Raw genomic sequence first — 24,303 nt, forward strand, 5'->3', positions numbered from 1 at the left:
ATCCCATCGGTCCGGGTCCGCGCGCCCAAGTGAACGGCGCTTTTCGCCAACCTTCGTGGGGCGCGTTAGAAAAAAACACCCTTCTCACAATAAGCACGCATTCGATAGCAGCTTAGAACGAAGAGGCCCGCGGGGGTGGGGCAGAGCAGCACAATCTATGCATCCGGGTAGAGTCCCGCCAAAGGCGGTGTTGAGATCGGAGTTTTCCTCCTCGCTAGAACGGCGAAAAGCTTAAGGTCTGATCGGATTTTTCGACCCAGATACGTGCCTTCTCAACACGGTCATTGACGGTCACTACGACGACGACTCCGCTTCCGCCTCGTGGCGCGGCCGAACCATCCACTTTGTGCGACCTGATCAGGCCCCACTCCCCGCCCGGCCCCCAATCGATGTAGAACTCGCCGATTGGATATTTCGTGAACTTCTGCGGATGCAGCTTCCAGTCCTTGTCCGCAACCCAGATTCCATACGCCTTTTCGAAGTCCTTTTGCTCGATGGCCGTGAAGAACTGATCGACCTTGTGTTCTTCCGGCCAATGGCGAAACCACCATGCCAGCGGCAAGAGGATCAGGATGGCCAGGATGATGGAACCGATGATGATATTCCTGCGGCGGTCGCGTCTCGGGTCGTAGGGCTTCGCGTCAAACAGCGTTGTAGACATTGTGTTCCGTTCTCGTTCAGGCTAGACATCAGGCTCTCGCCCGCTGGTACTATATCGCTTCACGAACTCTCAGCGCACGCGCTCCCACACCATCTCCCAGCGTGTCTCGCCCTGTTCTCCGCTTTCACTGCCGCTGTAGATGAGACGATCGCCATCGAACCTGTAAGTCCGCGGCTTCGGCTGACCGACGATATTCGGGTCGAATGGCACTTCCGGCAAATGCGTGGCCGTCGATGCCTTCTCGTCCACCGAGTACGTTCCGCAGTATCCTCCGAATCCGTCGAAGGCAGTCTTCACCTCTTCGGGCGTGGGCTTTTCGGGATTCCTCCATCTCGGCCGATCAGGATTCACCACCTGGGCGCACATATGCGCGGTCGCGTCGTACATCAGGTACCCCACTGCGTTCGGACCAAAGCCGTACGGCCGTACCGTGCCGTCCGCAAGCGTCTCCATGGACGACACTAGCTTCCATGTGCCGATGAACGGCTTCAGCTCCGGAAGCATTTTGGCAGCCGCTGTGCGCGCACGCACAGCCCGCTTCGCCTTCCCGGAGGTAGCCTGCGCGTCGATTTGCGGAGTTCCGATCAGTGCCGCTGCTGCCACGCAGCTCGTGAAAATGCAGACGAACCCGAGTCGCTTCATAGCTATCCCTCCGATGCTGGAGCGCGCGATTGTACAACATAGCAGTACTACAAGCCGTGCATTCGGCAGCGTGATGGTCGCGAACACAGAAAGATACCTCGGGTCAGGCCAGACTGCAGCAGGCCCCGCGTTCCTTCAGCAAGGCCTTGCACCGGTGGATCGCTTTACTTGCGTTCGCCTCGCGGTGTCTTCCTGGGCGAAGCGACAAAGTCGCGGAGTCGAAGGGCCCCTCTGCACAGAGCTGGCAAAAGGGGTCCGTCGACTCCGGGCTTACGCTCTTCGCTCGGAAGACAGAATCGTTGGAGGCGAATTCATAATGACGCCGACTGAGCGTCGGCGGCAGGGATGTCTGCCTTGGTTATGTGCGGCAGGCCCAAAACGTGATCCGCCAGCGCGGGATCGCGGAAGAGGCCGGCCGAGATGAAGTCGAGTACAGCGGCGCGACGCTCACGCAGGGCTGTTGGAGCGAGCAGGTCCAGGTCACTGAAAGCACGCGTAATCGGCATGCTGCTGAAGTAGAAAACTACGACACCAACCATCGAAAGCATGAACTGTTCGGGAGAAACCTGTCGAAATACGCCAAGCTTTGTGCCTTTCGCGAGCACCACGGCCAACTTGCCGAAGACCGGACGTAAATGGCGCGATACGATACGCTCGAAATGTAGCGAATTGCGGGCTCCCGTGCGCATGAGTTCGTGCTGCAAAAGGCGCTGGTAAATAGGATTACTCGCGACGTAATCGAAGTGCGCGCCAGCGTAGGCCAGCACCTTTTCCGCCGGCGCCAGGTCGAGGTCAAGTACCTGATCAAGTGTCTCGACCAATTTCCCGAAGGTGTGATCGAGCGCAGCTCCGTAAAGCCCTTCCTTGTCGCGGAAGTAGTAGTAGAGCAGGGCCTTGTTGACGCGGGCTGATTGTGCGATTGAATCGATGCGCGCGCCCTCCAAACCATGCGCAGCAAACTCCTGTATGGCGGCTTGAAGGATTGTGTGGCGACTGAGTTCAGGCTGGTTGCGGGAGCCGAGATGAGAGCGTTTTCTAGGAGCCATTATGAATTAACCAACTATTTAGATGAATAAAAACAAACAGCGGATACAAATAATAGGAACCGCGGATGTCTTTTCTTAAGCACTCTGTTGAGCTACTCAGTTCGCTGAAAAGGCACGCTCTTGGGCGTGCCCGTAGAACCGCTTAGAATGAATACCGAGTCCAAGTCGGCACGTTACCAGCGATCAATCGATATGGACCCGTCGCCGCTGGATACCTCGAGTAACTGCCCTCCCGAATTAAGTTTGCCGCGAATCGCATTGCGGCTGACCTTTCCACTAATCGTGACGGGCATGCCGCTCCTGACACGTCCATCTGAAGCGTGCGCATCAAGTTCAGCCGCGAACTCCTGCGGCAGGCGAAGTCGTATGCTCCCGTCGCCGCTATGCACTTGCCAGCGGTTCGCCATACGCGAGCCCGGACGCACTTCGCACTGGATGCTGCCGTCGGACGTCTGCAAGTCGAGATTATCAAAACGACCGGCGGCACGAATGCTGCCGTCTGAAGTACGAGCTTGCAGTGGCCCTTCGAAGTCGCTGACCTCTATGGAACCGTCGCCACTCGACAGGCTCGCGGGGGCGCGGGTGCCGAAGACACGAATGCTGCCGTCTGACGATCGCAGATCAAGCTGCGTATTGGCTGGCACCGTGACCGCAATCTCAAGCCTGCGCTGACGAACGACGCCTATGTGCAAACGTTCAGGCACCTTAACGATCAGTTCGACACTGTCGCCGTTCTGGCGCTCAATGATGCGAACGTCCTCGGTCGCAATCTTGTAGCCTTCCGTGCGAACCGCGGCTGAAATCATGGAGCCCTTCGAAACGCTAATTCGAACACTACCGTCGTTTGTCAAAACTCGTAGTGAAGGCTTGCTTCCGACCTGGTAAGCCTTGTTCCATTGGTCGGCGAAGGCAGAAGAAGCTGTTACCACTATGACGAGGATAGCGAAAAATATTCGGCGCATGGTTCCCCCTGTTTGCTGGTACGACAGCTTCGCAGGCTAAGTTCCCGGGAATGGCAGGCGGGCGGAATAAAAAGCGGGCGCGCGTCAGAGAGTATGCGCTCTGGGCAATCAGCGCGCCCGTAGCATCGCTTCCTGCTGCTGAATTGGACGCGGCGGCGTGCTTTTCGATAGCAAGAAGCCGTATATCGCAGACGCAGGCTTCCTGCTACCTATGCCTTGGTGTAGCGATTCTTCTTCTTCTCGGCGTAGCGTTCGAGGCCAAGCTGAATGAGGCGGTCGATGAGCTCAGTATAAGCGATGCCTGTGGCACCCCAGAGCTTGGGATACATGCTGATGGAGGTGAAGCCCGGCATGGTGTTCACTTCGTTCAAGTACAACTTCTCCGTTTGCGGATCCATCAGGAAATCGACACGCGCGAGGCCTGAGCAGTCCACGGACTGAAATGCCGCAATCGCCATCTGCTGCACCTGCTTCTGCAAACGGCGCGAAAGCTTTGCGGGCAAAATCAGCTCCGAACCTTCGTCGATGTATTTTGCGTCGTAGTCATAAAATTCTTTAATGGGCACGATTTCGCCGCAGACAGAAGCCTGCGGATTGTCGTTGCCGAGCACGGCACACTCGATCTCGCGAGGCTTGCGCTTTGCTCCCCCGACCCCCTGCTCGATGACGATCTTGCGGTCATACAGTGCAGCTTCATCCATGGCTGCCGCGAGTTCGCCGCCCTCGTGCACCTTGCTGATACCGACGGACGAGCCAAGGTTCGCCGGCTTCACAAACACCGGATACTTCAGAGAGCTCTCGACCAACTTGCGAACCTTCTTCGGCGCGCTCTCCCACTCGTTGCGGAGCACGGTAACGTGCTTCACGATGGGCAGGCCAGCATCGCGGAACAGCCGCTTCATAATGTCTTTGTCCATGCCCGCCGAGGAGCCAAGAACGCCAGAACCAACGTAGGCGATGTCGGCGAGTTCGAGCAAACCCTGGATCGTGCCGTCTTCGCCGAAGGTGCCGTGGAGCACAGGAAAGATGACATCTACATCAACGGCATGAGCGGCGGCGTGCGCGCCCGATGTCTCAAACGGGATGAGGGACGAACAATCTCCGGGGACGGGCGGCACGAGGACGGACTCGCCCTTGGCGAGCAGCGCCGCGCCGGGTGTTGCGGCCGGATCGCCCGCGCGCAAATGCGAGGCATCGGTGCCTGGCGCTTTCGTTTCGCCACGCAGCAGGCGCTCGGCGTGCAGATCGGTCAGCCACTGGCCGTCTTTGGTGATGCCGATGGGGACGACTTCGTACTTCTTCTTGTCGATGGCCTTGAGAACGGATGCGGCGGACAGCAGCGAGACTTCATGCTCACCGCTGCGACCGCCAAAGAGAATGCCGACGCGAAGTTTCTTCATTTTCGAGTTTGCCAGGTTTCAGTTGTCAGTTGCCGGCGGTCAGTTGCCGGTCATCAGTTGTCGGTTGCTAGTTGAACAGGATAACGCTCTTGCGCGAGCGGCGCGATGCAGTAAATTCGAAACGCCTTCGACTGCCCGTGAAATCCCGATTACAAATTGCCTGATTGCCAATCACCCGATTACAAATTCCATCAAAGGATCTTCTTCCCGAACGCCGATAGCGCCAACTCGACTGACAGTTCTGCCGTACGGTTGCGCTCGTCGATGACGGGATTGACTTCGACTATCTCGAAGCTGGTCATGCGTCCGTGGTCGGCAATAATTTCCATGGCCAGGTGCGACTCGCGATAGGTAGCGCCGCCGGGGACGGGAGTGCCGACGCCGGGCGCATCTTCAGGATCGATCCAATCCATATCGAGCGAGACGTGATAGCCGACGGTACCGCGTCCGGCCATGCGTAAAGCTTCTTCCATGACGCTGCGCATGCCGCGCTCGTCGATGTCGCGCATCGTGAAGACTTCGATTCCGGCGCGACGAATGTTTTCTTTTTCGTTCGCATCAACGTCGCGGATACCAACGAGGACGCAATTCTCCGGGCGCACTTTGGGCGACCATCCGAAAATGCCGGCAAGTTCCGCAGGGCCGAGTCCCATGATCGCGCCGAGCGGCATCCCGTGCACGTTTCCGCTGGGCGAAGTGCCGGGCGTGTTGATGTCAGAGTGCGCGTCGATCCACAGCAAGCCGATGTTCTGGTTTTGCCGATGATAGTACTCAGCGACGCCGCTGACGGTACCTACGGCCATGGAGTGGTCTCCGCCGATGGCAAGCGGGACCATGCCGGATTCCAGCGTCTTTAGTACGAGTTCGGCCGTGCTGGTGCAGGTCGCCGTGATCTCGCGGAGATAACGCGCGTTCGGATCGCCGAAGTTCTGCTGCTCGGCAAGCGTCACCTCAATGTTTCCGGCGTCTTCAACGACATGGCCGATGGCCTCAAGCTTGGTTTCAAGTCCGGCAACGCGGACTGCCGAAGGCCCCATATCGACTCCACGGCGCTGCTGGCCGAGGTCGAGCGGTACGCCAATGACACGAATCTTTTTAGAAACGATGCTAGCGAAGGATGCAGGTACGCTGATCATAAAGTCAATTCCATGGTTCCTACTTCTGGTTAATGAAGAGCGGGTGAGCCGAACCGTTTACTCATCCATGCCGAGCGATGTCTATCCGCACATGGAGACGTGCGGCACTAATGGCACGTATGTAGATGCTGGTTCGCGTCCCCGTGCATCGCCCCACGCGATGCGCGGCGCCGTCTAAAGGCTTGGCCGAAAGAAGGCGGGCTGGAACGGCCCGCCCAACCTCAGATTAGCTACGGATACATGCGGTGCAACATGCGCGCAAACGGAATGGTTTCGCGCACATGGTCCAATCCGCAGATCCACGCCACGGCACGCTCCACGCCCATGCCGAACCCGGAGTGCGGCACACCGCCAAACTTGCGCAAGTCCAGATACCACTTGAAGGCTTCCTCGGGCAGATTGTGCTCGTGGATGCGCTTCAGCAGCGCCTCGTAATTGCCCATGCGTTGCGATCCGCCAATGATCTCGCCATAGCCCTCGGGCGCGAGCACGTCGACGCAGAGCGCCTTGGTCGAGTCATTCGGATCAGGCTCCATGTAGAAGGCCTTTACCGCCGCCGGGTAACGATGCACCATCAGGGGCCGATCGAACTTGGACGAGATGTAGGTCTCATCGGGCGAGCCAAAATCATTGCCGTACTCGAACTTGGTTTCGAGTTCGCCCTTTTCGAAACCTTCGTGCAGCATCTTCACTGCATCGTCGTAGGAGATTCGCGGGAATGGTGCGGCGATCTTTTCGAGCCTGGAGATGTCGCGGCCAATCACTTCCAGGTCGGCACGGCGATGCTCAAGCACTCGCGTTACGATCGCACTGATGAAGTCCTCCGCCAGTCGCATGATGTCGTCGAGCGTGGCATACGCAACTTCAGGCTCAACCATCCAGAACTCGGTGAGATGGCGGCGCGTCTTGGACTTCTCGGCGCGGAAGGTGGGGCCGAAGCTGTACACCTTTCCGAGCGCCATTGCAGTGGCTTCAATGTAAAGCTGGCCGGACTGCGTCAGGAATGCCTCGTCGCCAAAATAGTCCACCGGGAAAAGCGTGCTCGTACCTTCGCAGGCGGCTGGTGTGAGGATCGGCGGGTCCGTCAGAACGAAGCCGCGATCGTCGAAGAAGTCGCGCGCGGCCTTGATGATTTCGGCGCGCGTGCGGAGGATGGCAGCCTGTCGCGCCGAACGCACCCAGAGATGGCGGTGTTCCATCAGGAAGTCGACGCCGTGTTCTTTCGGCGTGATGGGATAGGGTTCGTTGTCGGGAACCTTCTGCACGACTTCCACGCCGGAGACATCGAGTTCGTAGCCACCGGGAGCGCGCTTGTCGGCGCGAACCTTGCCGGTGACGATCACGCTGGACTCCTGCGTTAGCCCCTTAATCGCGTCGAAGACTTCGGGCGCAACCGCGTTCTTGGGAACGACGCCCTGAATGACGCCGCTGCCATCGCGGAAGATTGGGAACAGGAGCTTGCCGCTTTCGCGCAGGTTGTAGAGCCATCCGCGGATGGTGACGGTTTGGCCTTCATGTTTGCCGATGTCAGCGATGGTGGTGACAGGTGCTGTCTGTACTGCTTCCATGATGTTTTCCGTAATTAGACTGGAGCCTGCGACGGCATGCACGGTTACAAGTGACGTCGTAAGGCTAACCTTTCGATTGTAGCGGAGAGGTGCTCCTGCGGGCCAGTTACGGTGCATTTGCGGGCAGCACGGAGGTGACAAAACGGGTCCTTCGACTCGGGTCTACGCCCTCGCTCAGGAAAACAAGGGTTGCTTTAGCTCAGCAGCTCAGGCAGCTCAGGCAGTTCAGCGACTTCTCGTCTCGCCGAGGAAGACAAATTACATCAATTGCTGGAAACCTACGCGGTTGCGTCGGCGCGCTCCAGTTTCGTCCAGGCTTGTTGCATCTTGACGGGGACGACTTTACCGAACTCGGGATCGCCCTGCGGATCGCCATCGATTTCCATAAGGATCGGCGGAACGTGAGGGGCGGAGTGCAGCAGCTCCATCGCCTGTGTCCAGTCGATGGAACCGTCTCCGGGCCAGAGGTGGGTGTCGCGGTCTTTCTTGTTGTCGTGAACATGGGTTGAGCGAATGTGCTCCTTGAGCAAGTCGAACTCGACTTCAACGCCCTCGCCAAGATGAGCGTGGCCGAAATCGAAGCAGACGCCTACGTCTTCGAAGTGGCTGATGCGGATAAGCTCAAGAAGGCGGTCAGGAGTAGAGAGTTCGTTCGGGATGTTCTCGACAAGCAGGCGAACGCCGAGCGGCTTGGCAAAGGCTCGCAGGTGCTCAAGCGAGGTGAGCGCGGCATCGAACTTGTGCTCGTCATAGTTTTCGCCGCCGGTGCCGATGTGCTGAATGAGAAAGCGAAAGGGCACTTGCTCGGCAACTTCGATGGCGCGCTTGATTTCGTCCATGGCGTCGATGCGGCTCTTGCGGTCGATGCTGGCGATGTTGAGCGGCGGCGCACCGTTATTGCCCCAGTCGGTCTGATTGAACATAGGCGAATGCATGGAGTTAAACTCAACGCCGCTGGTGCCGAACCAGTTGGCAATCTCGCGCACGTGTTGCCGGTTGGTGTAGTCGAAGTGGCCGCGCGATGCAAAGACCTCGATAGCCTGCGCACCACCGCGCGACAGTTCATCGAGCAGGCCGGGATGCAACCGCTCGCGTACGTGAACGTAAGTCGACATTGCCTTCAGCATCTGGACTCTACCTATCCTCGCGCAGATTGGATGCGCCCGCGAATCGCCACAGCCGTTTCTGTTCAGCAGATCTCTTTAGCAAGTATCTTCCAGGAAACCTCTCCGTTTAATAGCCCAACGCTTTGCCGTTGTTGCGTGCGTCGGAAGCGCCCAGGCGCTCGCCGGTCTTTGGATCGATTGCGATGCACTCGGCGTCGCCCCAGTAATTACGTCGCGATAACCTGTGCCCCTTCCCCTCCAGCAGTGTAAGCGTGTCAGCCGAGAATCCCACATTTTCAATGCGAACGGAATCGGGCATCCATTGGTGATGGAAGCGCGGAGCGTTGACAGCCTCCTGGATGTTCAACCCGTAATCGACAACGCCCATCAGGACATTCGCGACTGTCGTGATAATGGTCGGCCCGCCGGGCGAGCCGAGAACGAGGAAGAGTTTGCCGTCGCGCAGAACAATCGTAGGCGTCATGGCCGAAAGCGGCCGCTTGCCCGGGCCGATCGCATTCGCAGGCCCCTGTATGAGTCCGTAACCGTTGGGTACGCCCTGCTTGGATGCGAAGTCGTCCATCTCGTCATTGAGCAGGAATCCGAGGCCCTGGGCGGTCGCGCGCGAGCCGAGGCTGTCGTTGAGCGTAGTGGTAACAGAGACGGCGTTGCCGGCTGGATCGACGACAGAGTAGTGGGTCGTATGTTCCGGTTCCGTCCAGTTCATGGGTAAACGCAACGAGGCGTTCACGTCGAGTTCGCCGAAGCTGGGACGTTTGAGTTCCGCGCTTGGGGTTGCGTGGTCGGGCGAAAGCGATTCGCGCCACTTGCGCGCGTACTTCTTGTCCGTGAGTTGCGCAACCGGAATGGGCGAAAAATCCGGGTCGCCGAGAAATTCCGCGCGGTCGAAAAATGCACGCCGGAAAGCCTCCAGCGTAAGGTGCATGCTCTGTGCGGATCGGCTGCCGAGTTTGGAAAGATCGTAGCCTTCCAGGATGTTCAAGGTCTCGATCAGCGCGACTCCGCCGGAGGAAGGTGGCGGCGCACTGATGATTTCAAAACCGCGATAGGTTCCCCGGATAGGTTGACGCTCGACAACGTTGTAGTCCGCCAGGTCCCTCTCCGTGACCAGTCCACCGCCCTGTTGAATGGCAGCCGCAACCTGCTTCGCAAGCGCCCCACGGTAAAAGCCATCGGGATTGCGTGCGATGCGCTCGAGTGTGCGCGCCAGTTCAGGCTGGCGAAACATCTCGCCCTGCTCGTAGAAGTGGCCGTTGCGCTGGAAGATGCGATGAGAGTCGGGAAACTTGGCCAGGTGCTCGTCGCGAAAATCTTGCGCATCTTCATGCGAAAGCGGAAATCCCTGGCGAGCAAGACGGATCGCTGGCACCATCACGCGCGGCAGGGGCAGCTTGCCCCACTTCTTCTGCGCGTGTACGAGGCCGGCGACAGAACCAGGAACGGCGATGGACTTGTAGCCGACGAGGCTGAGGTCGTCGATGACGTTGCCCTGCTCGTCAAGATACATGTTGACCGTGGCTTTGGCCGGCGCCTTTTCGCGGAAGTCCAGGAAGTGAACATCCCCGTCGGCGAAGCGTGCGAGGAGAAATCCGCCGCCGCCAATGTTTCCAGCCTGCGGATGCACGACTGCCAATGCGAAGCCGGTAGCCACGGCGGCATCAATGGCATTGCCGCCCTGTCGCATGACTTCGAGACCGGCGCGTGTGGCTGCCTCGTGGACGCTTGCGACCATGGCCTTCGGCGCGTGTGCCGGTCGCATGGGCGCGGCAGAAGTATTCGCCGCAAAGCAGAGAAGCAGGAGTACCAGAAGGGCGTGCCGTGCGCGTTGGCTTCGCATAAGTGTTCGCGTTCCGGTGTTCACGTTCGGGCGTTTGCGTTTGGAAGAAAGCAGTTGAGGCTAGCGCGACTCGGCGTGCGAGTCAATCGGGAGCACGCGGCGAACTCTACTCACTCCTGCCCCCAAACGCTCATCTCATAACAGCACGAGTTTCGGGGCGAGGTGCGCGGCATGGCAATGATTGGCGAACGCTTGCCTGGTGAACGTCTGAATAAATCAAGTGATTGGGCGGGGTTGCTGATCGGAGCCGTTTCGCTTGGCCTATTGCGCCTGCTCTACGTGGCGCTGCGCGACACGGACGATCCGAAGCGCGCTGCGGAGATGAACGTGCGTATCGGATGATCTTCAACCATAGTCCGCGCTGATGCTCAGCGAGAGCCCGTAGTCTTACTTCTCGCGTGCTTTGTTTGCTGGACAGACTTCTTGCGTGTGGACTTCTTCGCTCCGCTCACCGCAACTTTCTCCGCGGCCGGGGATGCCGCCTCGCGTGCAGTCGGTTTCTTGGTACCTGCCGGCATTTTCTTGGTTGTGAATCTGCCAGCTTCTAACTCCTGCTGAACCTTCCTTGGAAGTTTTTCGAAGACGAGCCGGTAGGACGTGTTCAGCCGGTCGCGGAGTTCGTCATCGCGCAGGACGTTGAAGCGCTCAAGCGCGACCCACTGCGCGCGTGCCATGTAGGGCGCAGGGATGATGCCTTCAATCTCCTGCAGTTCGTAGAAAGCTTCTGGAGTCGCCTTGAAGGAGAGGGCGAGTTTTCCCGGTTCCAGGCACATTATGACGAACATCTTGCCTGCAACTTTGAATACAAGGTCGTCGCCCCATTGCACGGTTTCCGTGACATAAGGGAGAGAAAGACAGTGCTGACGGACAGAGTCGGTGTTCATGAGTATCCAGCTCCGGTCAAGAATCTAGCACGAGTCGCGTACGCAGCCAGTTGAGCAGGCGCGAGTGCACTGAGCACCCGCGCCTGCTGATTTACTTGGCGGTAAAATCGCGGACGAGCACGACCTTGGTGTAAACGACGTGGAAGCCCAGGCGCTCGGAGTTGCGTTGCGAGTCGGAACCCGGTTGCGTGGTTACGACGGCCAGATCGCATCCGGCCTCCTGCGCTGTCCTGAGCCGACTATGCAGCAGTGCCGTTTGCAGGCCACGTCGGCGAAAAGTCGGGAGAGTTGCAGCCCCGTACAATGCCGCGATTCCCTGTTCGGCACACACGGAGCCTGCGGCACTGGCAACGGGCACTCCATCGAGAAAGGCAAGCCGGCAAACGGAATTGCGAATTTCGGCAAACGGCCGGAACAACTCGGGAGGAAGCGCTCCGAGTTCGGCAAAGCCTTCGACAAGCACTTGTGACCACGCCGCAATTTCCGGCGGGCCAACGGGCACAATGCGGATCTGCGATGGAGGCGGCACCGCCGTGTAGCTTCGCAGATCGAGCGCGAGCACCGAGTTGAATTCGGTGAGGCGGTAGCCGCGCTTGCCGGCGTGCTCAAGCAGAGAACCATCCACCATCGGCGAAGTGACGATCTCGCACGGCGAGTTGCGGTCGCGATAGAAGGATTCGAGACGATCGAAGTCTTCATCCGAAACCGCGCCGTGGAGTCCGATGCCGATGGCGTGGGTCATGGGCGAGCCAACGCCCGCAAAAAAGGCCCACCCTCCGGCGATGGGCTCCATCATGCAGCCGAGTTCGTGGTTTGTTTGCGAGACGAGTTCGACGACTTCCTTGCAGGGCAACATCTCAGCTGCTTCGAGACGTCGCGCGAGTTGCAGTTCTGCTGTGACGTTGTTCAGTTTAGGTTGCGAGCTCAAGCGATTTCTCCATGCGTCGCAACGGAGCGACGCTGTTCACATTTTCTTTTCGGAGAAGCGGACAACCGGAACACACGTATACACGCCCGTTGGTTTGCATCCGCGAAGAGAGCTAAAGGCTTGAGACAGTTTCAGGCGTAAACATAGGCGCAACAAGGAATTTACCGAAGCACGCGGGCATGCGTCAAGCGGCTGGGTTAACCACTAGAGTGTCATGTGACCGGAGCGCCGAAGGCGCTGAACCATCTTAAGATGAAGCGAGTTTTAACTGAGGCGCAGCGCAGCTTGGGGCTGCGCCCTCTCTTCGACTCCCGCTAGCTGCGGCCGCGGTCTTTCGCCTCATCGAGTGTGACTTTCACGTCAACTTTATTTCGCGCTCGAAGGACGGTGACGGTTACAGTATCGCCCGCACGATGAGTATTCATAACGTGCGCGAGATCCTGCTGGTCTTCGACCGACTGACCGTCGATGGCAACGATGAGATCGCCTCCGACCATAATGGGCGTGTTGCCAAGTAGAGCGCGTTGGGTGCCGCCACGCAGTCCGGCACGCTCGGCAGCGCCGCCGGGAACGACCTGCACGATGAGGATACCGGAATCGGCGGCAAGGCCCATCTCTTGCGCGAGCTCAGGACCGACCGGAAGCGGCCGTATGCCGAGCGAGGGTCGCCTTACGCGACCGATCGTGACGAGATCGTTGAGCACAGCTTTGGCGGCGTTCACCGGAATCGCAAAGCCTATGCCGGCGCTGCCGCCAGAAGCGCTGTAAATCATGGTGTTGATCCCAACGACTTCTCCACGCGCGTTGAGCAGTGGGCCGCCGGAGTTGCCGGGGTTGATAGCGGCGTCGGTCTGGATGGCTTCGTCGATGAAAGCACCTTCCGGCGTACGCACGGAGCGGATTGAACTCACGATGCCCCGCGTCATGGTGCCGTTCAACCCGAAAGGATTGCCGATGGCATATACCTTCTGACCGACTTGCAGCGTGCGCGAGTCGCCCATGACAACCGGCACAAGGTTCGGAACCTTGATCTGAATGACCGCAAGATCGTGCGAGGGATCGAGGCCGACAACCTGCGCCGGGAACTTCTTACGATTCGACATGGTGACTTCAAGCTGCCGGGCATTCGCAACAACGTGATAGTTGGTGAGAATGTGGCCTTCCTTGTCGATGATGAAGCCAGATCCCTGGCCTTCCTGCGGGACGGCGCCATAGAAAAAGTCGAAGGCCACAGCCGTGGAAGTGATGTTGACCACAGCTGGCGACACGCGTTTGTAAACATCGATGTTGTTTTGTTCTTCAGAATCGAAGGTCTGCGGGCCGGCGGCCTCGGTGATCTCGACCTTGTCACGCGTGACCCAGGTTCCGGGCGCAACGCCAAAACGATGCGACGTGTAGAAGTAAAAAGCTGCCGCGAGTACCAGGCCAAAAACGAAGGGACGTGCCACTTTCATTGCGCTTCTCACCTTTTCGGGGCGAAGTGGTTTTGTCTAAAGACAAACGTGCCCAGCATTATAGACGTGCATGGCTACACAAAGTTTCACGCCGGTTCATGTCCCGCTGCCTTGGCCATCGTGAGCTCTTGCCAGATGCGTGCAACCTGGGTCTCGGCTTGCTGGACGGTGCCGGAGTTGTCGATGACGTAGTCGGCGACGTGCGCTTTTTCCACGTCGGAAATCTGGGCGGCCATGCGCCGCCGGACTTCTTCGGCGGCTTCGTTCAACGAGAGCTGTTGACGCTCTGCGAAGCGGCGAACCTTCTGTCCCAAGTCGCAGACCACAGCGATAACTTTATCGAAATGCGTGTGCGCTCCGGCTTCAACGAGCAGAGCGGCTTCAACGATGGCGATGGCGTGCGGGTCTCGTTCGCCAATCTCCTGCATCCAGCGATCCTGAAAGGCTATGACCGCCGGGTGCACGAGCGCGTTCAGTTCCTTGATGCGGCCCGGAAACGCGAGTGCGGCCAGGCGAGGACGATTGATGATGCCGTCGGCATTCAGAATCTCGCGGCCGAAGCGCTCAACGACAGCTTCGTAGACGGAGTGGCCCGGCCGCATGAGGTCGTGCGCGACTTCATCGGCAAACATGATGTGGGCACCACGCGCAGCGAACAGCCGCATGATCGTGGTTTTTCCGCAAGCGACACCACCGGTGAGTCCGACTTTCAACATAGAGCAGTAAATACCTAGGCAGTTACTGCGAACTTGTGGCCGCGACGCATCTTGGCAGCTTTCACCGTGTTGGCCATCAGCATGGCGATGGTTAGCAGACCGACTCCGCCGGGAACGGGCGTGATGGCCCCGGCGACTTCAGCCGCTTTCGGATGGACGTCGCCAACCAGGGTAGAGCCGTTCTTCGCAAAAGCCTCTTCGCGCTTGGCGTCTCCCGCGAAGTAGCTTCCGAATTCCTGCGGATCTGTGACGCGATTGATGCCAACGTCGATAACGGTTGCGCCGCGCTTCACGAACTCAGGCGTGATCATGGCCGTCTTCCCAATTGCGGCAATGAGAATGTCGGCGCGGCGGCAGACGCCGGGCAGGTCACGTGTCTTTGAGTGGCAAATGGTTACGGTTGCGTTGGCGTTAGTGAGCAGCATGGCGACAGGCTTGCCAACGATGTCGCTGCGTCCAACAACAACCGCCTCCTGCCCTTCGATTGCAATGTGGCTGCGCTTCAAAATCTCTATGACGCCAGCCGGAGTGCATGGCACCAGACCAGGACGCACAGTGGAAAGAAAGCCTACGTTGACGGGATGGAATCCATCCACATCTTTGGCCGGATCGACGGCCATCAGAACGGCTTTGGAATCGACCTGCTGGGGAAGTGGAAGTTGCACGAGAATGCCATCTATGTCATCCCGGGCATTCAAATCGCGCACTAGCGCCAACAGTTCTTCGGTACTGACAGTGTCCGGCGGCGTAATTCTCTCGCTGAAGATTCCAAGCGCCTCGCAGGTCTTGACCTTGCTGCGTACATAAATCTCCGAAGCAGCGTTGTTGCCAACGAGCACGGCTGCAAGTCCAGGACGAAGTCCGCCGGCGGCCAGCTTTTTCACTTCTTCGGCGACCTCGGCTTTGATCTCCGCGGCGATTTTGTTGCCGTCAAGAATGGTTGCTGACATCGAGCGTCTCTCCCTTTGAACTTGCGACCGCAGTTCTATCTTAAACTGCGCGGGTAAAAAGCGGCACTTCAGACGAATCGCCATGCATCATGGCATAATCGCTTCATGCTACCCAAGGATCTGCTCGATGTGCTGGCATGTCCGGTGTGCAAAACACCACTGGCGATGAAGGGCGATGACGCGCTGAAATGCAGTAACTGCCTTCGCGTGTACCCAATCCGCGACGGCATCCCAGTCCTGCTTGAGCAGGAATCGACGATCGAGAAGTAAGCGCATCGTTTTGCAAATTCACTCGTCGAGATACCTCTCGAATTCGACTGAGCGCCGAAATGCAGAGCTGTGCCTGGCGAGAGACTCCGAAGCTGTTCGCGCAACATCGGTGTGACGGGCGGGTTGTACCTGACACAGGCTTTTCAATTAGCTTTGAACACTCACCGCTCTTGGCACCAAAAATGCCTGCAACGTTGATGCCCCTTGGTGAGTCTAATAAGCAAAAGCCAAAAAGGGTCGGAGGTGACCTATGATGGCGGAGAAGTTTTCAGTTCCTGAATTGGCGGCGCTGAGAAGCGAGTTGATCCAGAGTGGGCTGGACTTTCAAGATGCGGCCGAGCTTTTGCAGGTCTTTCTGGCTGGGCGGGGCTACGGCGTATCTCCTGAGACCGCACGGGATGCAGTCAGCAAGGTTGAGGGCTCCGGTTGCTCACTGGAAGTCATTCAGCAGGAGTTGGATCGAATCGCCTTGGTGCAATAAGGTGCAATAACGTGCAGCAACGTGCAAAAAGCGGTGACACGCACAACAAGTTTTCGCTGAGGTTCAGCCGCGAGCACGACCTCGGCAGATTGAAACGCAGAACCTGACGTCTTTCGAACGGACCTAAGAAGCGAAATGGGTGAGCCGGGCCAACCAGCCCGGCTTCTTTCTTTTACTCCATATACAAGAACCCTGCCGGTGGGGCGAACCTGAGTGCTTGTTCCAGTGCTTTCAGTGTTCGCTCTGGACACGAAGATTGTTTGTGACCGAGAAAACGCCCGACACAGATTTCGCCGAAATCTCGGCCACATTGCGATCGCTTTCGTTGTCCACAACGCCCTCCAACCTGACGTTGCCGCCGTTGACTACGATGTGTATGGACGGCACGGCTTCAAACGAATAGCGCGACAAACCACCCGCGCTGAAAATGGCACGCGCAACTGCCATTCGTATGCGGTCATCGTCCGGACGCAGCGGAAGCACGTTGATCTGGTTGTCGACCCTCTCGACGCCTTCAATTTTCTTGACAGCATTCTCAGCTTCGCTCTTCGTACTTGGGCGCACGACATCTCCCATCAGTACAACCGTGTCGCCCAGGACGCGGAACTGGAGATTGTCGAACAAGCTGTAGTAGGGGAGCATAACGAGTTCGTGCCGGACCTCACGCCCGATCCGCGCCTGCGAGCCACTCAAATTTGGCTGCTCACGCGAGCTGAGATTGATCCCGCCCTGTTGCGGAGTCTGCGGAGCACCGGGCTGCTGCGCCGCACCGGGCTGCTGTGTTTGTGGTGCTTGAGTCGTCCCCTGCTGCTGCATGGTGCCGGATTGCGAACTCTGGGATGCAGCGCTCTCCTGCGTTCGCGATTCGGAGATTGGTTGGTCGGCCTGCACGAAAATAGTGCAGGCCAGCACTGTGAGCAGAATACCTGAACTTGCTTTCACTGTTCCCTCCAATCAGCTGCCCCGACAAACTCTGCTTCCTCGGTCGACGATTGCAAGCGCAAAGGCACTATTTAGGATTCAGCAATCTGTGCTTTCGTTTGCTGGAAAGGAGCAGACTGCAGTCGTCAAGACGCAAGTAGCATCCGCTAATCTCAGAGGCTTGAGGCCTGAAGCCTGAAGTCTGGCGTTTATGCAAAACGAAAGGCTGGAGCTACTTCGCTCCAGCCTTTTCCTTGTGTCACACGGAAGCAATCTTGCATTCGGGCGACTATCCGCGGAACCGGCGAACGACGCCGGTGAGCAGGCTACCCGCGCCAAGCAACGCAAGGAGCGGAAGCGGGGAGCCGGTCTGCGGCAGGTTGGCGCCAGCTTGCTGCGTGCCAGTTGCGCCACTCGTTGCCCCGGTGGCGCCAGTGGTCGACTCCTGCTGTTCCTGTGTGCCAGTCGTAGTGCCGGTCGCTCCGGTGGTTGAGCCAGTCGTACCGGTCTGTCCCGACATGCCGGTCGTATCGCTAGTCGCGCCAGTGGTCGAACCAGTTGTACCAGTCTGCCCCGACATACCCGTGGTGTCGCTCGTGCCCGTCGTGTTACCGGTGGTTGAGCCCGTCGTTCCGGTCTGTCCCGACATGCCAGTCGTGTCGCTGGTCGTGCCTGTCGTGGAACCGGTGGTGCCAGTTGTCCCGGTGGTCGAACCAGTCGTACCGCCGGTCTGTCCCGACATGCCGGTCGTGTCGCTGGTCGTGCCTGTCGTGGAACCGGTGGCGCCAGTTGTACCGGTGGTCGAACCAGTCGTGCCGCCGGTCTGTCCCGACATTCCGGTGGTGTCGCTCGTGCCCGTCGTGCTACCGGTTGAGCCAGTCGTACCGGTCTGCCCCGACATGCCGCTCGTGTCGCTGGTCGTGCCTGTCGTGGAACCGGTGGTGCCCGTTGTGCCGGTGGTCGAGCCAGTGGTGCCCGTCTGGCCGTTTATATCAGCTCCCGTCGTGGTCCCGGTTGTGCCCGTCGTTCCGGATACATCGGGCGTGGTGGCAGTGCCGGTCGTTCCAGTCGTGTTCTGCCCGTGCATATCCGTACTGGTGCCTGTTCCTGTTGTCGATGTTGTTCCGGTCGAGGCGCCCGTACCGGATGTGCTTGTGCCTGTACCGCCAGTCGTCTGCGCAATGGCCAGGCCGCTGACGACCAGCAGCGCAACTATCAAAAGTATCTTCCGCATACTGACTCCTTCTCCGTGTCCTTGCTCATTCTGCAACCTACCTTGCTGTTGTCTAGTGAGATGTGCCACTGCTACCGCTGGTTGACCGCACAACGGCTATAACGCGGGTAGAGGGCCTGAGCTCCAGGCGTACAGCCGAGACACGGCGAGCAAACCACCGCGATGCTGATTTCACGCCGCAGCGATCAACATCGTTGAGACCGGCAGTTGGATTGGGATGGAGGATGACTATTCCGTTATTCGCGAGAGACTGCGCGCCGAGAGGCAGGCAGAAGCATCTATCGGAAAAAATGGACGTGCAGAGTGGGAATTCTGGACGGTGGCTCGTCGTACAATAAGGAAACCGCGGAGGGATGTGTGAGCGGGTGGAACAAACCGGTACACACGGTTTGAAAACTTACGTTCAGGCGATGCGGCAGCGGGTAGAAGCAGAGTGAAGAGAACGTGTTAGCGTGTTCGTTAAAGCATCAGCGTAGGCGCCGTTCAGCGGATTCCTAGCACGTCACGAAATGCGGTGGGTTGGCCGAGCGGTTGAAGGCACTAGTCTTGAAAACTAGCAAGGGGGTAACTCCTTCCAGGGTTCGAATCCCTGACCCACCGCCATCAGCTCAAGGCGCACAGACCTGCCGTGTTGCCTCGTAAGAAGTAACTCCCTATATTCAGCTCTAAGAAGCGAAGGCCACGACCTTCCCCCAGTTTGGGAAAGTATCCGGGACGACCCGGCTCTTGGGAAGGAGCAGGGTATGGCTTGGGTCATGTTGCTGATCGCTGGAATTCTTGAAGTTGTCTGGGCTTTCTGCATGAAGCAATCAGAGGGCTTCACTCGGGTACTTCCAACGGCAATCACGCTGGTTACAATGATTGGCAGCTTCGCTTTGCTGTCGTTCTCAATGAGGACGCTGCCGCTGGGCACGGCTTACGTCATCTGGACAGGTGTTGGCGCGGTCGGAACCTTCCTTGTTGGCATCATGGTCCTAGGAGAGCACGCGAGCGTAACTCGTATTTTGGCGGCAATTCTCATCGTTTCGGGACTCGTCCTGATGAAGGTAGCGAGCACACATTGACTGCTGCGTGCCGTTCCAGGCCGCGCGCGGCGCTCGCCGTACCTCGGTGATCGTCGCCTGTGCCGCCCCGCCGCTGCGCCTGCTGGATTTTCTCGAAGACGATTTTCTCGAAAACAGGTCCGCGGCAGACCGCGACGTAGACGGCACAGAAGCGACAGTTGTCTGACGCACGCACCCTTGAGACATAATTGGCTCGCCAGGGGACCAACCCTGGCGAGCCAACTCTGATCATCTGCCACGCTACTGAGACGAACACTGCGAAAAATTACTTACTCGTTTTCAAACGAATTATCGAAAGCGAATATGGCGGGAATTCGTTTGTGAATTTCGCTCCTGCCTCGGTCATCTTCTTCGTAACGGGAACGATCTTCTCAGGCGACTCAAATGAATTCTCGTCTTTCGGGTTCGACGAAGTTAGTACGGTGATTTCGGATCCGGGAGATATACGAGGCTGACCATCCAGGTTGATCGTCATAGACGCTGCCTCGGCGCTGGTGTTTACAACCTTCACGACAATGTCGCCGGAGGCTTCGTCCATCCCCGCGATTGCGAGCACCGTGTCCACGCGTGGAAGAGTCTCCTCGTTGACCAGTTGCCCGTCGAGATAGCAGCGAACGGTTCGACCCTTTACCTCGACTTTGAGGTCGTACCAACGGCCTTCCTCAACGCTGCCCTTGTGCACTTTGCCTATGACACCCGTGCCAGCCTGGATTGCGTACTGACGATTACCCCAGCCGCCGACATTCCACTGAACTCGCCTGTCGTCCGCATAGCCAACCGACACGGCGAAGCCTTCAGCGCCAGCAACTTTCCTGGCCTGGAGCGAGAGGGTGATGTCGCTCCAGTCCTTGTCGCCGAAGTAGGACCATGCTGTCGCGCGATCCTTCTGCCGGTACGCACCGTTCTCTGCAATCCAGCTACCGTCCTTTGCCGTCCATCCCTCGGCACCCTTTGAGAAATCGGACTGGAACGCGAGCTGGCCGTTCTTTTCGACGCGGATGTTTCTGAATTCAGCCGAGGTATCGAAAGTCCCAACTCCGATACGGCCGGTAATCGGCTTCGTGACGGAGGATTGATACTCAACACTGGTTGCAAGATTAACGTCTGGACGATTCTCGGCAAACAGCTTGGCTGCGTGGTAGGAGGCACGCCCGTACACCCGGCTGCTGTCGAAGTGGATCAGGTTTACTTCCCAGTTCGGCTTGTTGACGTTCTCGAGAAGGGGCGCGTAGCTGCCCATCTTCACCAGGTCGGAGTTCTTCTCCATGCTCATCATGTAAGCGGAGTCGTTGAGCGCGGCCAGCAGATTCCCTCTTCCGACACCGCCGTTGGTTGCAAACTCGCCGATGTAGAGATCCCAACCTTCGCGCTTGTACTTGGCGAAGCTGTCGAAATTTTCGACAGGCCAGTGGAGCGGCTTGTAAGCGTGCTCATCGACGATGTCGATTTTTCCTGCCGCGTTAATGGCTGCGCGGTCGATACCCGCTATCCACGAACTCAGAGCGATGCTGATTTGCGGGTACTTGGCCTTGATCACCTCATAGAATTTTGCCACTCTTTCGCCGTAGCGAGCTCCCTGCTGTTCATTCCCCACTTCGACGTACTTCAACGGGAATGGCTTTGGATGTCCATTCTTCGCTCGAACCGAGCCCCACTTGGAGTCCACCGGGCCGATGGCATACTCGATCGCGTCAAGCGTGTCCTGAATCAGTTCCGGCATCTGCTCGTCGGGAAGATACGTTCCGCTGCGGAAGGCGCACGAGACTCCGACGTTGGCGACAAATAGAGCGTCAGCGCCCACGTCTTCGCTGAACTGAAGGAACTCGTGGTATCCGAGTCCGTCAGAACTCCAGTATCCCCATGGACTATATGTGCCAGGACGGGTCTCGACAGGGCCCAGCATCGTCTTCCATTGGGGACGACTCTCAACCGTCAGGCCTTCAAGGAAGCATCCGCCCGGCCAACGAATAAACGCTGGCTTCAAGGCCGCGATTGTCTCGGCGATATCCGGACGCAGACCATTCGGACGGTTCTTAAACGTGCGGCCTGGAAAGAGAGAAACAAAGTCCAGCCAGACCTTGCCCTTGGAATTGAAGGTCAGGACGAACTGCGCCTTGGGGTCAGAGCCCGTGGCTTTCAGCGTAGCTTCGTACTTCTGCCAAGACTGACCGCGTACGCGCTTGAAGACCTTCGTAGCGAGCACCTTACCGGTCGAGCTTTCTAAAGAGGCGGTGATCGAACCGCGGAATTCCTGGTCCGCGCGAGCATAGAACTTCAGCTTATAGTCCTGGCCGTCTTTGACTGCGATTCCCCAGAAACCTTCATTCACAACCGCGACGCGCCCATGCTCCGCAACGTCCGTAATGTTGACCTGTAGAGAATGTGGCGTAGCGTCATTCAGTGGCGATATGTCGACAAGATCGAGTGCTGCGGCACTTCCGCCTGCGGTCTGCAGTGACCATGCCGGCCATTTGCCAACCACTTCCCACGGCATCGTCCAATCGCCGATCTTGGGCTGAGTCCAAAAGTGCGGGGTTCGCGGCGGAACGAGCACGTTGCCTTCCAGGTGGCAGGCTGGCGGAAGATTGCTTTCTTCAAAGCCGCGGTTCTGGATCAGCTCGCCGTAGAGACCGCCCTCGCCCGCATGACTGATTTCCTCCAGGAATATTCCATAAAGACTGGATGGGATTCGGGGGCCGCGCTTCTTTGTGTCAACGGTAACAGTGCCGGTTCCCGCGAATGCCGAACTCACTGCTAAGAGCACGGTGATTACGAGGCAAACTACAAACCGAATCATTTTCACTGGCCTTCATCCTTTTGTATGTATGGCTTGAAGAATCAAACGCGAGTTTTTCGAGCCCACTACTCAGTAATGTGCGGCACGCCTGTGAAGGCGTGCCGCTTCAAAGAATCCAGCTTTACGCAGACCTGTAAGCTCAGGCTTTGTTGCTCGTTGCGTCTGCCACCTGACGGGCGTTTTCGCCGGCGATTCGAATCAGTGCGGGCAGGACGTCTCCGAAGACGGACTTCGCCGGAGTACCCAGATCGAAATAGAGCCTGCGATAAAGCCCATACAGTTCGTTGTAAACGCTCTGTGCTTGGGGTTCCGGTTGATAGACCACGTGAGACGGGCAGATCTTGTCCTGTGCTTCTTCGATCGTGGGGAACGTGCCCGCAGCAAGGAACGCGAAGATCGCCGAGCCAAGGCTTGTGACCTTCTTGCTCGGCACCAGCACCGGCCGTCCGAGGACGTTGGCATAGACCTGGTTGAGAACAGGATTGTTTTGCGGAATGCCGCCGCCGTTGATCACACGATCAATCGCGGCTCCATGCTCCGCCATGCGATCGAGGATGACCCTGGTGTGGAAGGCCGTACCTTCGATGGCGGCGAACAACTCGTCCTGCGCTGTGTGCTGCAGATGCCAACCGAAAGTGACGCCTCGCAGGTTCGGATTCACCAATACAGTGCGGTCTGCGTTGTCCCAAGTCATTCGCAGCAGCCCGGTCTCGCCAGCGCGATATTTCTCCAATCCCGTGCTCAGTTCGGCAATCGACTTCCCTGCGCGCTCGGCGATTGCGCTGAAGATGTCGCCTGTGGCGGACAACCCAGCCTCAACTCCTGTGTAGGCGGGATGTACGCTTCCAGGAACGACGCCGCAAACGCCCGGAATCAACTTCGTCTCGCGAGTAATGCCGATGATGCAGGTGGACGTTCCGATAACGTTCACCACATCTCTCTCTTTGGCTCCCGCGCCGATAGCATCCCAGTGCGCGTCGAAGGCTCCGACAGGAATCGGAATGCCGGAACGCAGCCCTAGTTTTTCAGCCCAGTATGGAGAGAGCCGGCCTGCAATTTTTTCGGACGTTGCATATTCGCCGTCCAGTTTGGCGCGAACGCCCTTGAACAGCGGATCAACCTTGACCAGAAAACTTTCCGGCGGGAGGCCGCCCAGGTCGCGATTCCATAGCCACTTGTGACCCATTGCGCAAACACTGCGAACAACCTTGGAGGGATCGGTAATGCCGCATAGAGTGGCGGCAACCATGTCGCAATGCTCGAATGCGCTGACGAATTTGTCGCGTTTCTCAGGGTTGTGCCTCAGCCAGTGCAGCAGCTTGGAGAATCCCCACTCTGAGGAGTACACGCCTCCACACCAGTTGATGGCCTCCAGCTTTTCGCTGTGCGCCAACTCGGTGATCTCGGCCGCCTCGGCCTTGGCGCGGTGATCGCACCAGAGATAGTACTCGCTCAGCGGCACCATCCCGGCACCCACGGGAATGACGCTGGACCCGGTGGTATCCAGGGCGATGGCGTCCACCTGTTCTCCCCGTATCCCCGCTTGAGCGACAGCCTTGCGCGTTGCGGTTGCAAGCGCGCGCATATGATCGTCATGCGACTGCGTTGCGTGCTCCGGATCCTCGCGTTTACGGTGCAGCGGATACTCACAAACAGCGGAATCAAGTACGCCAAGTTCGCTATCAACCAGCGAAACGCGCACACTCAGGGTCCCGAAATCTACTCCAGCCACGATAGCCATAAAAAATCAAATGCCTCGAAATATGAATGCCGCTAGATGAACTCCGCCGGAATGCACCGCCGGACTCACAACGCTTTTCGAAAAAGCGGGGGACCCGTCGAAGGTCCCCCGAAATCAAGATTAGGACTGAGGAACAGACGCCCTACATCAATGCCAGTGATCTGCCAGGCGATTACGGCTCGGCAGCTCCTGCAAGCGTCGGACGATCAGGCCTTCGCTACTTGGCGTGGACCTCTTCGCATTCGACTACCTGCGATTCTTCATGACTGCGCGATGGAGCAAACTTGACGCAGTAAACCGCTCCAATAATCAGCAAGATTGCGCCCCACCAAACGTTCGCGTGCAGGTGGTTTAGAACAACCGGGTTTTGAGGCGGACTGATGAACTCATAGAGTCCCGCCCCTAGAATCAGCACGCCGTTCCCGAGCAACGACAGGCCGATGAAGAACCAGATGGATATCTCGCCTCGTGATGACATAGCTGC

The 24,303-nt window shown here is 58.2% G+C and carries 24 protein-coding genes and 1 tRNA gene; 6 read left to right on the forward strand and 19 right to left on the reverse strand.

Going from position 1 to position 24,303, the window contains the following annotated elements; all coding sequences use genetic code 11:
* Positions 1–214 precede the first annotated feature (214 nt).
* The 6 genes from VN622_10020 to rocF form a co-directional block, all read right to left on the reverse strand.
* The gene (locus VN622_10020) at positions 215–661 is read right to left on the reverse strand and encodes a hypothetical protein (protein HWR36193.1); all 447 of its coding nucleotides are present in this window, start codon (positions 659–661) and stop codon (positions 215–217) included.
* 69 nt (positions 662–730) lie between these two features.
* Positions 731–1,303 (reverse strand): lipocalin-like domain-containing protein, encoded by a 573-nt coding sequence (locus VN622_10025; protein ID HWR36194.1) that lies wholly within the window; start codon positions 1,301–1,303, stop codon positions 731–733.
* Positions 1,304–1,614: 311 nt separating this feature from the next.
* Positions 1,615–2,349 carry a TetR family transcriptional regulator gene (locus VN622_10030; GenBank protein ID HWR36195.1) on the reverse strand — a complete coding sequence of 245 codons (735 nt, stop codon included), beginning with the start codon at positions 2,347–2,349 and terminating at the stop codon, positions 1,615–1,617.
* A gap of 173 nt (positions 2,350–2,522) precedes the next feature.
* Positions 2,523–3,311 (reverse strand): DUF4097 family beta strand repeat-containing protein, encoded by a 789-nt coding sequence (locus VN622_10035; GenBank protein HWR36196.1) that lies wholly within the window; start codon positions 3,309–3,311, stop codon positions 2,523–2,525.
* A 209-nt stretch (positions 3,312–3,520) separates the two neighbouring features.
* Positions 3,521–4,711: a D-alanine--D-alanine ligase family protein gene (locus tag VN622_10040; GenBank protein ID HWR36197.1), complete on the reverse strand. Its 1,191-nt coding sequence runs from the start codon at positions 4,709–4,711 to the stop codon at positions 3,521–3,523.
* A gap of 191 nt (positions 4,712–4,902) precedes the next feature.
* Positions 4,903–5,847, reverse strand: coding sequence for an arginase (gene rocF / locus VN622_10045; GenBank protein HWR36198.1), 945 nt, complete (start codon positions 5,845–5,847; stop codon positions 4,903–4,905).
* A gap of 43 nt (positions 5,848–5,890) precedes the next feature.
* Between rocF and VN622_10050 the strand changes: the two genes are divergently transcribed.
* Positions 5,891–6,025, forward strand: coding sequence for a hypothetical protein (locus VN622_10050; protein HWR36199.1), 135 nt, complete (start codon positions 5,891–5,893; stop codon positions 6,023–6,025).
* Positions 6,026–6,077: 52 nt separating this feature from the next.
* On the opposite strand, the gene asnS is transcribed toward VN622_10050, so the two are convergent.
* The 3 genes from asnS to ggt all read right to left on the reverse strand — a co-directional run bounded on the left by asnS (position 6,078) and on the right by ggt (position 10,379).
* Positions 6,078–7,415, reverse strand: a complete 1,338-nt coding sequence (gene asnS, locus VN622_10055; protein HWR36200.1) for an asparagine--tRNA ligase — start codon at positions 7,413–7,415, stop codon at positions 6,078–6,080.
* A gap of 278 nt (positions 7,416–7,693) precedes the next feature.
* Positions 7,694–8,530 carry a sugar phosphate isomerase/epimerase family protein gene (locus VN622_10060; GenBank protein ID HWR36201.1) on the reverse strand — a complete coding sequence of 279 codons (837 nt, stop codon included), beginning with the start codon at positions 8,528–8,530 and terminating at the stop codon, positions 7,694–7,696.
* A 118-nt stretch (positions 8,531–8,648) separates the two neighbouring features.
* Positions 8,649–10,379: a gamma-glutamyltransferase gene (gene ggt, locus VN622_10065; GenBank protein HWR36202.1), complete on the reverse strand. Its 1,731-nt coding sequence runs from the start codon at positions 10,377–10,379 to the stop codon at positions 8,649–8,651.
* A 171-nt stretch (positions 10,380–10,550) separates the two neighbouring features.
* On the opposite strand from ggt, the gene VN622_10070 reads away from it, so the two are divergent.
* Positions 10,551–10,721: a hypothetical protein gene (locus tag VN622_10070; protein HWR36203.1), complete on the forward strand. Its 171-nt coding sequence runs from the start codon at positions 10,551–10,553 to the stop codon at positions 10,719–10,721.
* Between the two features lie 26 nt (positions 10,722–10,747).
* Here VN622_10070 and VN622_10075 read toward each other — a convergent pair whose 3' ends face one another.
* From VN622_10075 to VN622_10095, 5 genes are all read right to left on the reverse strand, one after another.
* Positions 10,748–11,263: an MmcQ/YjbR family DNA-binding protein gene (locus tag VN622_10075; protein ID HWR36204.1), complete on the reverse strand. Its 516-nt coding sequence runs from the start codon at positions 11,261–11,263 to the stop codon at positions 10,748–10,750.
* Between the two features lie 91 nt (positions 11,264–11,354).
* Positions 11,355–12,191, reverse strand: a complete 837-nt coding sequence (locus VN622_10080) for a GNAT family N-acetyltransferase (protein HWR36205.1) — start codon at positions 12,189–12,191, stop codon at positions 11,355–11,357.
* Between the two features lie 314 nt (positions 12,192–12,505).
* Positions 12,506–13,645, reverse strand: a complete 1,140-nt coding sequence (locus tag VN622_10085) for a trypsin-like peptidase domain-containing protein (protein ID HWR36206.1) — start codon at positions 13,643–13,645, stop codon at positions 12,506–12,508.
* 86 nt (positions 13,646–13,731) lie between these two features.
* Positions 13,732–14,361: a dephospho-CoA kinase gene (coaE, locus tag VN622_10090; protein ID HWR36207.1), complete on the reverse strand. Its 630-nt coding sequence runs from the start codon at positions 14,359–14,361 to the stop codon at positions 13,732–13,734.
* Positions 14,362–14,375: 14 nt separating this feature from the next.
* Positions 14,376–15,311 carry a bifunctional 5,10-methylenetetrahydrofolate dehydrogenase/5,10-methenyltetrahydrofolate cyclohydrolase gene (locus VN622_10095; protein HWR36208.1) on the reverse strand — a complete coding sequence of 312 codons (936 nt, stop codon included), beginning with the start codon at positions 15,309–15,311 and terminating at the stop codon, positions 14,376–14,378.
* Between the two features lie 105 nt (positions 15,312–15,416).
* On the opposite strand from VN622_10095, the gene VN622_10100 reads away from it, so the two are divergent.
* Together VN622_10100 and VN622_10105 are read left to right on the forward strand one after the other, a co-directional pair.
* Positions 15,417–15,581, forward strand: coding sequence for a Trm112 family protein (locus tag VN622_10100; GenBank protein ID HWR36209.1), 165 nt, complete (start codon positions 15,417–15,419; stop codon positions 15,579–15,581).
* Positions 15,582–15,831: 250 nt separating this feature from the next.
* On the forward strand, positions 15,832–16,062 hold the full coding sequence (locus VN622_10105; protein ID HWR36210.1) for a hypothetical protein: 231 nt from the start codon (positions 15,832–15,834) through the stop codon (positions 16,060–16,062).
* Between the two features lie 231 nt (positions 16,063–16,293).
* Here VN622_10105 and VN622_10110 read toward each other — a convergent pair whose 3' ends face one another.
* Together VN622_10110 and VN622_10115 are read right to left on the reverse strand one after the other, a co-directional pair.
* Complete coding sequence (locus VN622_10110) at positions 16,294–17,004, reverse strand: BON domain-containing protein (protein ID HWR36211.1); 711 nt, start codon at positions 17,002–17,004, stop codon at positions 16,294–16,296.
* Between the two features lie 268 nt (positions 17,005–17,272).
* On the reverse strand, positions 17,273–18,217 hold the full coding sequence (locus VN622_10115) for a hypothetical protein (GenBank protein ID HWR36212.1): 945 nt from the start codon (positions 18,215–18,217) through the stop codon (positions 17,273–17,275).
* A gap of 513 nt (positions 18,218–18,730) precedes the next feature.
* Here VN622_10115 and VN622_10120 point away from each other — a divergent pair.
* Both VN622_10120 and VN622_10125 read left to right on the forward strand, forming a co-directional pair.
* Positions 18,731–18,820 (forward strand) — tRNA-Ser (locus tag VN622_10120).
* 140 nt (positions 18,821–18,960) lie between these two features.
* Positions 18,961–19,281 (forward strand): multidrug efflux SMR transporter, encoded by a 321-nt coding sequence (locus VN622_10125; protein ID HWR36213.1) that lies wholly within the window; start codon positions 18,961–18,963, stop codon positions 19,279–19,281.
* Positions 19,282–19,546: 265 nt separating this feature from the next.
* Here VN622_10125 and VN622_10130 read toward each other — a convergent pair whose 3' ends face one another.
* The 3 genes from VN622_10130 to VN622_10140 all read right to left on the reverse strand — a co-directional run bounded on the left by VN622_10130 (position 19,547) and on the right by VN622_10140 (position 24,297).
* Entirely contained in the window at positions 19,547–22,078 is a 2,532-nt protein-coding gene (locus VN622_10130; GenBank protein HWR36214.1) for an alpha-L-arabinofuranosidase C-terminal domain-containing protein, read from the reverse strand.
* Between the two features lie 139 nt (positions 22,079–22,217).
* Positions 22,218–23,819: a ribulokinase gene (locus tag VN622_10135; protein HWR36215.1), complete on the reverse strand. Its 1,602-nt coding sequence runs from the start codon at positions 23,817–23,819 to the stop codon at positions 22,218–22,220.
* Positions 23,820–24,036: 217 nt separating this feature from the next.
* Positions 24,037–24,297 carry a hypothetical protein gene (locus VN622_10140; protein HWR36216.1) on the reverse strand — a complete coding sequence of 87 codons (261 nt, stop codon included), beginning with the start codon at positions 24,295–24,297 and terminating at the stop codon, positions 24,037–24,039.
* Positions 24,298–24,303 lie beyond the last annotated feature (6 nt).

The sequence above is a fragment of the Clostridia bacterium genome (assembly GCA_035561135.1).
GTDB lineage: Bacteria > Acidobacteriota > Terriglobia > Terriglobales > Acidobacteriaceae > DATMYA01.

What these genes read in the sequence shown, in the direction of transcription:
- VN622_10040 (HWR36197.1), bottom strand. Translation starts at nt 4,711, where the DNA reads ATGAAGAAACTTCGCGTCGGCATTCTCTTTGGCGGTCGCAGCGGTGAG.
- asnS (HWR36200.1), bottom strand. Translation starts at nt 7,415, where the DNA reads ATGGAAGCAGTACAGACAGCACCTGTCACCACCATCGCTGACATCGGC.
- VN622_10100 (HWR36209.1), top strand. Translation starts at nt 15,417, where the DNA reads ATGCTACCCAAGGATCTGCTCGATGTGCTGGCATGTCCGGTGTGCAAA.
- VN622_10060 (HWR36201.1), bottom strand. Translation starts at nt 8,530, where the DNA reads ATGTCGACTTACGTTCACGTACGCGAGCGGTTGCATCCCGGCCTGCTC.
- VN622_10115 (HWR36212.1), bottom strand. Translation starts at nt 18,217, where the DNA reads ATGCGGAAGATACTTTTGATAGTTGCGCTGCTGGTCGTCAGCGGCCTG.
- VN622_10020 (HWR36193.1), bottom strand. Translation starts at nt 661, where the DNA reads ATGTCTACAACGCTGTTTGACGCGAAGCCCTACGACCCGAGACGCGAC.
- VN622_10085 (HWR36206.1), bottom strand. Translation starts at nt 13,645, where the DNA reads ATGAAAGTGGCACGTCCCTTCGTTTTTGGCCTGGTACTCGCGGCAGCT.
- rocF (HWR36198.1), bottom strand. Translation starts at nt 5,847, where the DNA reads ATGATCAGCGTACCTGCATCCTTCGCTAGCATCGTTTCTAAAAAGATT.
- VN622_10105 (HWR36210.1), top strand. Translation starts at nt 15,832, where the DNA reads ATGATGGCGGAGAAGTTTTCAGTTCCTGAATTGGCGGCGCTGAGAAGC.
- ggt (HWR36202.1), bottom strand. Translation starts at nt 10,379, where the DNA reads ATGCGAAGCCAACGCGCACGGCACGCCCTTCTGGTACTCCTGCTTCTC.
- VN622_10130 (HWR36214.1), bottom strand. Translation starts at nt 22,078, where the DNA reads ATGATTCGGTTTGTAGTTTGCCTCGTAATCACCGTGCTCTTAGCAGTG.
- VN622_10095 (HWR36208.1), bottom strand. Translation starts at nt 15,311, where the DNA reads ATGTCAGCAACCATTCTTGACGGCAACAAAATCGCCGCGGAGATCAAA.
- VN622_10140 (HWR36216.1), bottom strand. Translation starts at nt 24,297, where the DNA reads ATGTCATCACGAGGCGAGATATCCATCTGGTTCTTCATCGGCCTGTCG.
- VN622_10030 (HWR36195.1), bottom strand. Translation starts at nt 2,349, where the DNA reads ATGGCTCCTAGAAAACGCTCTCATCTCGGCTCCCGCAACCAGCCTGAA.
- VN622_10075 (HWR36204.1), bottom strand. Translation starts at nt 11,263, where the DNA reads ATGAACACCGACTCTGTCCGTCAGCACTGTCTTTCTCTCCCTTATGTC.
- VN622_10035 (HWR36196.1), bottom strand. Translation starts at nt 3,311, where the DNA reads ATGCGCCGAATATTTTTCGCTATCCTCGTCATAGTGGTAACAGCTTCT.
- VN622_10125 (HWR36213.1), top strand. Translation starts at nt 18,961, where the DNA reads ATGGCTTGGGTCATGTTGCTGATCGCTGGAATTCTTGAAGTTGTCTGG.
- VN622_10070 (HWR36203.1), top strand. Translation starts at nt 10,551, where the DNA reads ATGGCAATGATTGGCGAACGCTTGCCTGGTGAACGTCTGAATAAATCA.
- VN622_10025 (HWR36194.1), bottom strand. Translation starts at nt 1,303, where the DNA reads ATGAAGCGACTCGGGTTCGTCTGCATTTTCACGAGCTGCGTGGCAGCA.
- coaE (HWR36207.1), bottom strand. Translation starts at nt 14,361, where the DNA reads ATGTTGAAAGTCGGACTCACCGGTGGTGTCGCTTGCGGAAAAACCACG.
- VN622_10135 (HWR36215.1), bottom strand. Translation starts at nt 23,819, where the DNA reads ATGGCTATCGTGGCTGGAGTAGATTTCGGGACCCTGAGTGTGCGCGTT.